General features: G+C 55.0%; 7 protein-coding genes. 2 read left to right on the top strand and 5 right to left on the bottom strand.

The genetic code is table 11. The features are described from left to right. Positions 1–114 precede the first annotated feature (114 nt). On the bottom strand, positions 115–3,321 hold the full coding sequence (locus DWX25_RS02955) for an N-acetylmuramoyl-L-alanine amidase (RefSeq protein WP_117858838.1): 3,207 nt from the start codon (positions 3,319–3,321) through the stop codon (positions 115–117). Positions 3,322–4,395: 1,074 nt separating this feature from the next. Between DWX25_RS02955 and DWX25_RS02950 the strand changes: the two genes are divergently transcribed. Both DWX25_RS02950 and DWX25_RS02945 read left to right on the top strand, forming a co-directional pair. Next, entirely contained in the window at positions 4,396–4,845 is a 450-nt protein-coding gene (locus DWX25_RS02950) for a DUF4869 domain-containing protein (RefSeq protein ID WP_117798781.1), read from the top strand. Then, on the top strand, positions 4,845–5,822 hold the full coding sequence (locus tag DWX25_RS02945; RefSeq protein WP_117798779.1) for a translation initiation factor 2: 978 nt from the start codon (positions 4,845–4,847) through the stop codon (positions 5,820–5,822). The genes DWX25_RS02950 and DWX25_RS02945 overlap by 1 nt, the downstream gene beginning before the upstream one ends. Here DWX25_RS02945 and DWX25_RS02940 read toward each other — a convergent pair. The 4 genes from DWX25_RS02940 to DWX25_RS02925 form a co-directional block, all read right to left on the bottom strand. Beyond that, complete coding sequence (locus tag DWX25_RS02940; protein WP_117798777.1) at positions 5,819–8,305, bottom strand: glycosyltransferase; 2,487 nt, start codon at positions 8,303–8,305, stop codon at positions 5,819–5,821. The genes DWX25_RS02945 and DWX25_RS02940 overlap by 4 nt on opposite strands. Next, positions 8,306–9,373, bottom strand: a complete 1,068-nt coding sequence (locus tag DWX25_RS02935) for a glycosyltransferase (protein WP_117798775.1) — start codon at positions 9,371–9,373, stop codon at positions 8,306–8,308. It abuts the gene before it with no gap. 12 nt (positions 9,374–9,385) lie between these two features. Then, positions 9,386–10,504 carry a glycosyltransferase family 2 protein gene (locus DWX25_RS02930; protein ID WP_158557558.1) on the bottom strand — a complete coding sequence of 373 codons (1,119 nt, stop codon included), beginning with the start codon at positions 10,502–10,504 and terminating at the stop codon, positions 9,386–9,388. 74 nt (positions 10,505–10,578) lie between these two features. Continuing rightward, complete coding sequence (locus DWX25_RS02925; RefSeq protein ID WP_117794645.1) at positions 10,579–11,619, bottom strand: glycosyltransferase; 1,041 nt, start codon at positions 11,617–11,619, stop codon at positions 10,579–10,581. Positions 11,620–11,624 lie beyond the last annotated feature (5 nt).

Below are 11,624 nucleotides of genomic sequence, written 5' to 3'. Positions count from 1 at the left end.
GATAGTTCACTCGAACATAATATTGCTAGCAAGTAACAATTTAAGGCCAAGATTTACCATACAAGTAAGGTCGACTACAACCAGCGCAGTCGACCTAGAGAATTCATATTGATGTTAGCCAATTAAAGAAATAATGCGCGCAATATTCTGACCATATGTGTCACCCGGAACAGCCCAGCGGCCATTTAAATCTTCCAAATATGGCGCAACTCCGAGAAAACCCTTAGACTGAAGGACTTCATATCGAGGATCCACACAAGCGTTATTCAACGCCGCACCAGTAGCATATCCTTTAAGATGCTGGACTTGGGCAAGCAAGCCCTGATATACATCGTCAAATCTAGCGCCTCCCGATTGTTGATTGACGGCGCCCAGTCCGGCGAAATTGCACTGATTCGGCTTTACGGAACCTCCAAATTGCAACCATCCAGTCTCAAGCATAGCCTGAGCAAAAACAACTTCCGGACGAACCCCTTCAGAAACAGCGGCTTCGACAATTAATGAACAAAAATCGCGAATAGTAGGTGCTCCCTTTGAAATAAATTCGTCTGAGGGATATGTATGTCCTGTTGATTCATATAAGTTCACCATAGCATCAACTGAAGTCTGCAGACTTCCCATAATTGGAGTACCCTCCACCGTGACCTTGCGGGTCAGGTGCCTCTCGGCGGAGCCGTCGATCACGTCGAGGTAGACGGTGTACACGCCCGGCTCGGTCGGGGTCCACTCGCAGGAGGAGGAAGCGGAGGGCTGCTGGGCGACGCCCCACTTGGCCCAGCCGCCCTTCTCCCAGACGAACTTGTACTTGAGGCCGGAGGCGTCGCCTGACACCTTGGCCTGGAGCTTGACCGGCTTGCCGCAGCGGGCGTCGCCCGAGACGTCGAGCGACTCGAGGGTGTAGCGCTCGCCGACCGTGACCTTGCGGGTCAGGTGCCTCTCGGCGGAGCCGTCGATCACGTCGAGGTAGACGGTGTACACGCCCGGCTCGGTCGGGGTCCACTCGCAGGAGGAGGAAGCGGAGGGCTGCTGGGCGACGCCCCACTTGGCCCAGCCGCCCTTCTCCCAGACGAACTTGTACTTGAGGCCGGAGGCGTCGCCGGACACCTTGGCCTGGAGCTTGACCGGCTTGCCGCAGCGGGCGTCGCCCGAGACGTCGAGCGACTCGAGGGTGTAGCGCTCGCCGACCGTGACCTTGCGGGTCAGGTGCCTCTCGGCGGAGCCGTCGATCACGTCGAGGTAGACGGTGTACACGCCCGGCTCGGTCGGGGTCCACTCGCAGGAGGAGGAAGCGGAGGGCTGCTGGGCGACGCCCCACTTGGCCCAGCCGCCCTTCTCCCAGACGAACTTGTACTTGAGGCCGGAGGCGTCGCCTGACACCTTGGCCTGGAGCTTGACCGGCTTGCCGCAGCGGGCGTCGCCCGAGACGTCGAGCGACTCGAGGGTGTAGCGCTCGCCCACCGTGACCTTGCGGGTCAGGTGCCTCTCGGCGGAGCCGTCGATCACGTCGAGGTAGACGGTGTACACGCCCGGCTCGGTCGGGGTCCACTCGCAGGAGGAGGAAGCGGAGGGCTGCTGGGCGACGCCCCACTTGGCCCAGCCGCCCTTCTCCCAGACGAACTTGTACTTGAGGCCGGAGGCGTCGCCGGACACCTTGGCCTGCAGCTTGACCGGCTTGCCGCAGCGGGCGTCGCCCGAGACTTCGAGCGACTCAAGAGACCAATTAACAACTTTGTATTTAGAAGTGCTAGTCACATACCCATTGGAGTCAATGACATCAACATAGATCTCATATTCACCAGCCTGGGGCAGGGTCCAAGAAATCGACGGCGAAGTTAAGTCTTGACCGATTACACCCCAATTGGAATCACTCCAATCAGACCCAGCCCTATGCCAAACAAACTTATATCTAAGGCCATCAGTCTTGCCGCTAACATTTACACCGATTTTTACCGTTGACCCCGCATGTCCCAGTTCTTCCGAGAAGGAAATTCCATTGACGGAGTAGGGATGCGGGAACTGCGCGATGATTGCGGCAGCGTCAGCCTCGCCAAGACGGCGGCAACCATCGTCCGAGAAATAGTTGACCACATCACCGTAATTCGAGATAAAGCCATGTTCGATAAGAATACCTGGAATTCCCTGCTCGCGAGCGCAGCGGATAACGGCGAACTCGTCGCCTACCTCCATTTGAAATACGCCGCGGTACGTTAGTCCCATAGCAGCAAGGTTGTTCATGACCTTGTTGGCAAGCTCAACAGAGACCTGCGTGTAGTCGGTGCCATTTGCGGTAGGAGCATAAACTTCTGCGCCGTGAGCTCCAGAAGACCCAGAGTTGATGTGAAAGCTAACAAAGGCCTGCGCGCCCTGATCAATGCAGCGCTGTACGCGATAAAGATAATCATTGCTGGGATAGTAGCCAGACTGCTCGCGCGCAAGAACGATCTTAAAGCCGTAAGCTTCAAGTTTATTTTTGCAGGCTGTCATGATCTTCCAGGTAAGGTCGGCTTCACTCTTGCCATTACCCTGAGCGCCAGAATCCACCCCGCCATGTCCGGCGTCAAGTGCAATAACCCCCACATTACGCGCGGAGCGCTCAGCGTAGGTAGATACTCCATCAGGCGAATCAGCGCATTCCAACGCCTGCTGGATTGATTGAGCCTCAACGGCATTGCCATCACCGTCTGCATAGTAAACAGAAGTGCCCTCGGAGCTCACGGAGCTATCAACGACCGTAAACGAATAATCCCTGTCGGAAAGATCCAACTCATGCTCAGAGTCATCGGCCCGCAAAACATAGGTTATCGAAGTCAGAAAGTAAGTATTGGATTTCAACGTCGAGCCAAATACAAAGGCAGCAGAATTGTCAGCCGTTCCAGATGCTTCAATAGTCCCCTGAATCCCATTGGCACTTACATAGTTGAGAGTTGCGGAGGAAAGGCTATCGTCGTCATCGGGAGTAGCAAAGGCAACGACCTGATCAGTCCCGCTGGGAAGGCTCGGGGAGGCAAGATATACATATTGGAAAGAAGAATCGACCGGTTCAGCCTGCTGATAGTTCTCAGATACATCAACGCCAAAATCCTTATCAGCCGATTCGTCAACGTTCGTTGCCGACGATGAGTCATCTGCAGCGCCAACATCGACAGAGCCCGCATCACGCGAGGCCACGCCATCATTGTCTGCAGTCGCAGCGTCCACGGCAGCGTCCGCAGACGGGACGTTGCTCACAGCGTAGGCGGCAGTCACAGGGCCCATAAAGGATGAAATGGTCAAAAGACCAGCAAGAGAAAAAGCTGTTGAGGCACGCAATGCCTTTTTCATATCGAATCCCCCGTCACAAATGATGTTACTAAGAGAAGATTATCTTACAATCCCTTCTGCATCGGAAGTCCAGTTATTCGAAGCGCGGGAATTGTTATAAAGGCAGACGGAAATCTGCTCTTATAAAAAGCAGGTTACGTTCTCAGCAAACTTTTGTTTTTCAGTCCTTCTATAGACACAGTGTTAGCTCTAGTTTTTGAAGCAATTAGCGGCGCCCCAAACAGCACAAGCGCCAGTGACACGAAAATCCACTGAAGCACGCAATTCGTTTAAGCACGTGGCGGACGACGAAAGCGTGTACGCAGCCGCGAAATACAGCAAAATGCCCCAATGTTTCGCTTGTATCAGAGGCGTCTGGGGCTTCATCGAAAGAGTGGCCTGACTAACGCATTCAAGAAAAGTAGAGCGTGGTCTTCATGAATCAAACGCCAGTAAGCAACGCTCGCGCGCGTCTTTGAATCTTCTAATGGGCAAGAAGAGAGGGATCTAGGAGAGACCTAATAGTTCTTGGAATCTGGGAATCATCGAACTCACCATCTTTAAACAAGAGAATCATATAGCTTCTTATCGTTCTGTCTCGAAAAGATATGAGTGACCAGATGCACATCGTGGGCCTTTGAAAAACAATCTTCGTCCCTTAAAGATTCAGCAACATAACAACCGCCCCAATCAAAAAAGCCGAGATAGCCCCGGCTGATAATCAAAGAGGCGGTTTTCTGCTGGCCGTCAGCCGCGGCATCCTCACGGAAACCTAGTTGTCACCGAAATTATAGTCCCCGGCACAGACTCACCTTATCTCCCCGGTGCGGGCTCGATATCCTCTCGGATATCTAATCGTCTTGGACTTTAACCTGCCCAAGCACAGTACAGCTTTTACGTGCCGCCACACGGAGCTTAGCTCAAGATTATTATCTTTAACTCAAGCCACTAAAGAAAGCTACGCACGGGCATGGTCAAATTAAATTCAAACCTGGGTCATCAATCACATCTACCGTAGGCCGATAACGCCCGCCTCATGTGCTGCGATATAATCAAACTCTACAAATGCAAAGCCAGCAATCCGAAGGGACCAACGTGCTAACGATTCACTATGGTGATATGGATGAAGTTATCTACAACACGTCAGTTTACTTCGATAACGTCTATTCGCCCCAGTGGTTTCAAGACTCTTTTGCTCAAAGGATCATTAAATCCATCGACAAAGGCACCGTGGTAGGCCCCAATGCAATCGATACCAAGATTCTAGGCATCATTCCCCCCGAGAAACTATCCAGCGGCACCAAAACACTGCTGCTTATGTACTTTATGCCGGAGAACGTATATAACGCCTCAAACTGTGGTGACAATTGTGCTTATTGGATTCTGCGAATCGCCGCGCAAAAAGACCTGACGATCAACCTCTACCACATAATGGATTTTGGAAACGGCAAATTCACGGCTGTCATTGCGAACACAGGCGATGTCGTTCACACGATGTTTGACCTTGCCCCCATAGCTGGAAAAAGCCTAAGGGAGAACTCCTGATGCGCGGATCATACAAGGTAATTATTCAAAATAACCGGGTTCAGTTTAAACTGACCATCAATAGAAATCTGACCATCATCCAAGGTAACAGTGCTACAGGCAAGACAACTCTGCTTGATATGGTGGGAGCTCACGAAGAGCTTGGGGCACAAAGCGGCGTAACAGTAAGTTGCAAAGTGCCCTGTAAAACAATATCTGGAAAATATTGGCGCAGAGATCTCCAAGAGATTTCCAGCAGTATTGTTTTTATTGATGAGGGCAATACTTTTGTTCGATCAAGAGAATTTGCCCATGAAGCAAAACGTAGCTCAAACTACTACGTAATCGTCGCCAGAGAGTCACTGCGCCAACTGCCCTATAGCGTTGATGAAATCTACGGTCTTAAGAACACCAACCGAACCACAACGAAGTATCCCGTTTACTCTCGTGTCTACACCTCTACATATCGTATTTACGGTGATACTGATTTTAGAGGCGAGAGGCCCGAGCTTGTCATCGTCGAGGACACAAATTCGGGCTACGAATTCTTCAGTTTGCTATGCAAAAAAAGCAGCATTAAGTGCATCAGCGCGGGAGGCAAATCAAATATTTGCAACTGCATTATGGACGCACCGGAAAACGACATCCTCGTGATTGCCGACGGTGCCGCCTTTGGACCAGAAATTGCGGAAGCAGCTGCTCTATTGCGCCGAAAGAACATCAAGCTATTCCTACCGGAATCGTTTGAATGGCTCGTGTTGAAGTCGGGATTATTCAACAGCAAACACATTAAGGACATGCTGCTTAACCCCGCTGAACATATCGAAAGCTCAAAATTCTTTAGCTGGGAGAAGTTCTTTACTGCAGAACTCATCGAATGCTCACGAGACACACGTTTTCGATATGACAAGAGCTGCTTGAACGAGGAGTACTTGAACCCCACCGCTCTTGCAGCTCTTGAGGATACTTTGCCGGAACTTGGCATTACTTCGCACTAAAACGAGAAGTACTCACTGTCGGAGGATAAGTTCGGCCCCAACCACGGATCGCCCGTCAAGAAGAACTCAGGCCAGCGCTGCGCGAACAGGGCCTGCTCGCGCTTCCAGCGGCGCAGCTTTTCCTCGTTGGCCTCTTCCCTGCCGCGCGAGGTGAACTCGTAGTGGTACAGCTCGGCATAGGGCGTAAAGATGGTGCGGTAGCCCGCCTCCCACATGCGCAGGCAAAAGTCTGCGTCGTTAAAACCGACGGCGAATTCCTCGTTATAGCCTCCGACCTGTTCAAATACGTCGCGTCGCACCATCTGGCAGGCGCCCGTTACAGCACTGAAGTTACCGGGGCGCACAGCGCGGGCAAGATAGCCCTCGCGCTTTGCCGAGAAGTCTTGGTTGGCATGGGCAAGTGCGCCACGCACGCCAACCAAAATGCCGACATGTTGCACCAGATGATCGGCAAAGTAGAGTTTGGCGCCCACCACGCCCGCATCGGGACGCTGCAGATAGCCCATCATCTCTTCGATAAAGTCGGGGCTTATGACCTCGGTATCGTTGTTCAGCAACAGAAGGTAATCACCCTTGGCATGCTCCACGCCAAAGTTAATGATCTGGGAGTAATTGAACTCACCCGGCCAGTACGCAACGCGCGCGATGCCCTTGCCTTCGGATGCTGCAGCCACGCGCTCTGGCAGGGTTTCGTAATACGCAAACGTCTCCGGAGCTTCGCTGTTGTTCTCCACCAAGACGATCTCGTAGTTGGCATACGTTGCCTTCTGAGCGATCGACATCACACAGGCATCGAGCGTCTCAACGTGGTCCTTGGTGGGAATCACAATGCTCACCAGCGGCGCAGACTCCGGCAGCGCATAGCGCATGCGATAGACAAACGGCGTCTCGGTCTCCTCGACCGTTCCGCAAATGCCCAGCGCGTTAAAGTGGCGCTGAAGCGCAAGGCGCCCGGCTTCAATAGCATACGGCTTGCTATCGGCAGAACCGTCGGCAGTCGAACCGGGATGCACGCGCCAGTGATACAGCACGTGCGCGACATGCTCAAAGCGCGCACCGGCTGCAAGACAGCGAAGCGTCAGGTCGTAATCCTGGGCACCCGCAACGTCTTCTGGGGACGTGCCAATGTGATCGATGAGCGCCTTATCCACCATCAGGAAATGCGTCACGCAGTTATGGCTATAGAGCAGGTCGACGTTGAGTACGGTCTTAAAGACCGGCTGGCCCCACTCCCCCGTTTTCTGGAACATGTCCTCGTCGCAGAACAGGACCTGGGGACGCTCGCCCTCGGCCGCCTTATTCAGCGCGGCAACATAGTGGAATAACGCGTCCGGTTCCAGAATGTCATCATGGTCCAAGAACGCGATGTAGTCGCCCGTCGCCTGCTGAATACCAGCGTTGGTGTTGACCACAATGCCGCCGTTGCCGGGAAGCTCGATGCGACGGATGCGCTCGTCGTGGGCGCCTGCCGCAAGATTGGACACCGCGTCCCATTCGGTCGAGGCGTCCATAAGCAACAATTCCCAGTTGTCATAGCTCTGGACTAGCACCGAGTCCAGCAGCTCGCGCAGGTAGACCCGATCAGTCTTGTAGCACGGCACCACAATGCTCACGAGTGGTCTATAGGCAAAAGCCACCGAAGCGACACGCTGGCACGCTAAATCGCCCGGTTTTGCGCGATGCTGCTCAAACCAACGTCGATAAGCCGCGTCGTCTGCACGCGCATCCTTCATGCGGTTCCAGCTGTCGTCGACCATGCCGTTGTACAGGCGACCATCCATAGCGCAAAAACCACTCTGAATCTGCTCCGTGGGATCGCTCACAATCGCGACAAAATCTCGTATATCCTGAGGCATCTCAACGCTCAGATACGTTTTATTGACGTGGCAACCGTTGCGCTGCGGCACATCGACCTGCGATTCAAACACATGCACGGTAGCATCGATGGCATTCATATGCGTATCGAAGATCTGGAGCTCAGGCGCGCACTGGGGGTCTCCCGCCCAGGTAACCTCATAACGCCACACCGCGCCGGCGTCTGCCGGCAAATAGCGAATGGCATCGATCTCGTAGCGACCGCAGCATTCGCCACGCTGCGCGTCGCGGATAAGCGCGCACAGCGCAGGCTTTGCTTTGTAGTTAATCTTGGATTCCAGCTTGGCCACGCGGCTATCGAGGCGAATGGAGCCCAACCTTTGGCCACCGGATGCGAAAACGACATCCATCGACGAGCCATCCAAAAACGGAAGCACCAAGACGGCGAGCTCGCGCTCGTAATCGGAAACGGAAGGGCAAAGCGCCAACACACGGCCATGATCGACTGGGAGCACCAGCGACGGCACACAAGAACCGCTCGTCGTCGCATGGGCAAACGCTTGAGAACCCTCCCGCTCAATAAGTGCGGCGATATCCTGACCGGCAAAACGAAGCAGCACAAACAGACGGCCCCGACTACGGCAAAGTGCCAAACGCTTGATACTCATCTACACTTCTCGCTTTCCCAGGGCGTTCGCTGCCATGCGTTTGCAGGCACCAAGGCGCCCAAACCTCAAGACGTCGTAATCGAACATGAGCTTTTTGCATGCACGGGCATTGGGGGCCTTGCCGGCGAGCGCCGCACGCACCATAGCGGCAACAGACGGGGCACATTGCGCGAACGCAGCATCGCCGCCCACGGCAGAACCGGCAAGCGCCGCGGCAACGGCAGCAAACACCTTGCCGCAGTCCGAACCCAACAACCTGAGCGCATCGTACAGCACCAGATCGCAGAGGAAGTACGTCAGGTCATCGGCATGCTGAGCATCGAGACCGTCGCGCTGCCAGTCAGCCAGCACCGCGGAGTAAATCTTCACGTGCTCCAGCAGTCGCGTCTCGTCGTCATAGCGCATGGTGTCCATGAGCGAGCCCTTGCGCGCCACGCGGTAGTCATACAGCTTGTTCGAAATAAGCGCGGTCTTGCGCGAACGACCGTACACGGCAAAATCGAAGACCTGGTCCTCGCCATACTTGACGGTTTCGTCGAACACGATCCCGTTACCCAGCAAAAACTCACGCTTGCAGGCAGTGCGCCATGCAAAGGGGCGAGATGCTTCCTTAAACAGTAGGCCGGAGCTATAGCCTTCAAACGACACATCGCGCGGGCTCAGCACATAGTTAAGCCACGGATACCCCGCCTCCAGCGGATACGGATTCGCGCCAAAGGTCAAAACATCACAGCGCTCGCGCTCAAAGGCATCGACGATCACGCGGCATGCATCGGGCGTAAAGCGGTCGTCGGAATCCAAAAACGCAACGATAGGCGCCGTGGACGCGGCGATACCTGCATTACGCGCACTCGACAGGCCGCCGTTCTCCTTATCGACCAGCGTAAAGCGCGCGTCCTTTTCGCAATAGGCAGCCGCAATATCGCGCGAACCGTCCGGCGAGCCATCGTTGACCAGCACGCCTTCCCAATCGGGCATGTCCTGCGCAAGCAGGGAGTCCAGGCACCAGGCCAGGCACTCCTCCACGTTATAGATGGGAACGACAACGGAAATCTTGGGGGTAGCCATAGTCAAGTGCTCCTACTGTGCGACCGGAACGTCATCGGGGTGCGGATTATCACCGTAGGTGCGCTGATACGTCAGCACGCGCCAGACCAGCGGCAGCCCACCAATCTTAAAGTAGTGCTTAAACGTATTGATCTTGCCCGGCTTTTTAAAGTCAAAGCGCGAATCGATATAGGCGCGGGGCGATTTGACCATCAGGCGAAAGTCGGTCTCGCCACGCGGATCGAACAGCGACAGGTCAAAGCGACCGGCATCCCAATCGGCCTTGAGCTCGGGAGAGGCCTTCTCCCAAAACTGCTCGCGCAACTCATCGACCAGACGCTCATCATTCCAACGGTACGTATCGACCTTCATGCGCATTAAAATACCCTGAAGCTGAGCCTTGAGCTCGGGACGTTCATCCAAAAAGCGCTGCATCTCGGCATATTCGTCGCAAACGCAAAACACCTTGTTGGGTGAATTAACGGAGCTCTTCTCGTTATCCTGGCGATAGCACAAAATGGGGTCCGCGATAAACGCGGCACGCTCGGCGCATGCCCAGACCTTAAAGTTAAAACCCGCATCCTGATACGAAGCACCCGGCGTGGGAAGGAACCGAATCTGATTGTCGTTGAGGAACTCGCGCCGATAGATAGCCGACCAAATGGAAGGTTTGCGGTAGAAGATCCCCGGGCGATCGACGGGGCGATACGCCGCGTCCGTCATATGCTCGTCAATAATCCCAAACAGCTCACGGCGCTCGCTGGGCGTGGACCAATACAGGTAAAAGTCGCCCTTTACCACATCGGCATGCTCAGCATCGGCCTTGGCGACCAGCTTTTGGAGCGAATTCTCAAACATAAAGTCGTCGGACTCAAGGATGCCCACGTACTCACCGCGCGCCATCTCCAGGCCGCGGTTCATCGAGTCGCCGTAGCCGCTGTTGGCCTTGTCAATCATCTTGACGCGCCCATCGCGCTCCATGTACTCGCGGATGATATCCGCCGAGCTATCGGTAGAGCCGTCGTTGATGCAAATAATCTCGATGTCCTCGAGCGTCTGCGCCACGGCGGAATCGAGGCACTCGCGCAAGTAGCGCTCCACATTGCAAATGGGGACAAGCAGCGAAACTTTAGGGGTATCAGAGTTCTGCAAGAGAACCTCCTGTTGAATAGCGTGTAACAGGGTTATTTTAACAGCCGAGTTGCGGCGGGCGGCAGCGCTTGGAATTAGAGAAAGCGCTCCAGGCAGGCTTTGAGACCGCGAGTCGAAAGATAGAACAGCGTGGCGTCTGCCATCGAAACGCCCGAGGTCGCCGCAACGAGCTTGTGGGCAACACGGCAAACGGCGCCCTTGGCGGGCATATCCGCCCACGCCGTTCCCAAAAACGTCGTGAGGTCCATGTTGACGCGAGACGCCACGCGTTGGAAGTCATCAGCATCCAAGCGCGCCAGGTCGAACACAATTAGGTCCAAAAACCAAGTTATCAGCTCGCCGGGACACAGGTCCAAAAGACCGTAGGCCGCCCAGTCCTCCAAGACCTCCTCGAGCATTCTCATATGGGCATCGAGCTTTTTGGCGCGAGCCTCGACACTGTTGAACTCGTGCGTCGCCGATTCACTCTCCATCACGTAGTGGTAGAACTTGTCCGGCATGACGACGGTCTTGTGGGCAAGCGCATAAGCCGCAAATTGGAAGACGACGTCCTCGCCCAAAGCCAAACCGGGGGCGAAGCGAATGCCTTCGCGATTGAGCAGCTCGCGCGAAAAAGCCGCGCGGCAGGCATAGGGCTGCGCATTCGAATGGAACAGCAGTTGGGGATCACGGGCGCCGAAGGTACCAGCTTTGGGGCTCATGAGTTGCTGGACGCGTTTGGGGGCAGCATCGGCAGGTTCACAGACGCCGCCAAAAACGGCGGCCTCGGCATCTGCAGACTCCATGGCATGCAGCACGCGCTCGACCATCTGAGCATCGATGTAATCGTCGGCGTCCACAAAAAAGACGGTCTCGCCCTCGGCGGCATCGATACCGGCATTCCGAGCACACGAGACGCCCGCGTTTTCCTGGTCAATCACCAGTACGCGATCGTCGGCCTGCGCAATCTGGCGCAACACGTTCAACGAATCATCGGTCGAACCGTCGTTGACGCAGACAACCTGAATCGAGCGCTCGGACTGGGCCAACAGCGAATCGAGGCATCGCTGAATGGAGCGCGCAGAGTTGTAAACGGGGACGACAATGGTAGCTTTAGGACACGAGGCCTCTCCCATGCCGA

It is taken from the genome of Collinsella sp. AF18-8LB (genome assembly GCF_003459795.1).
Classification (GTDB): domain Bacteria; phylum Actinomycetota; class Coriobacteriia; order Coriobacteriales; family Coriobacteriaceae; genus Collinsella.
This window is presented reverse-complemented; position numbering and strand designations above follow the sequence as displayed.

Bases quoted from the DNA above. Each gene is read 5' to 3' on its own strand.
- DWX25_RS02955 (WP_117858838.1), bottom strand. From the start codon at position 3,321: ATGAAAAAGGCATTGCGTGCCTCAACAGCTTTTTCTCTTGCTGGTCTT.
- DWX25_RS02945 (WP_117798779.1), top strand. From the start codon at position 4,845: ATGCGCGGATCATACAAGGTAATTATTCAAAATAACCGGGTTCAGTTT.
- DWX25_RS02940 (WP_117798777.1), bottom strand. From the start codon at position 8,305: ATGAGTATCAAGCGTTTGGCACTTTGCCGTAGTCGGGGCCGTCTGTTT.
- DWX25_RS02935 (WP_117798775.1), bottom strand. From the start codon at position 9,373: ATGGCTACCCCCAAGATTTCCGTTGTCGTTCCCATCTATAACGTGGAG.
- DWX25_RS02925 (WP_117794645.1), bottom strand. From the start codon at position 11,619: ATGGGAGAGGCCTCGTGTCCTAAAGCTACCATTGTCGTCCCCGTTTAC.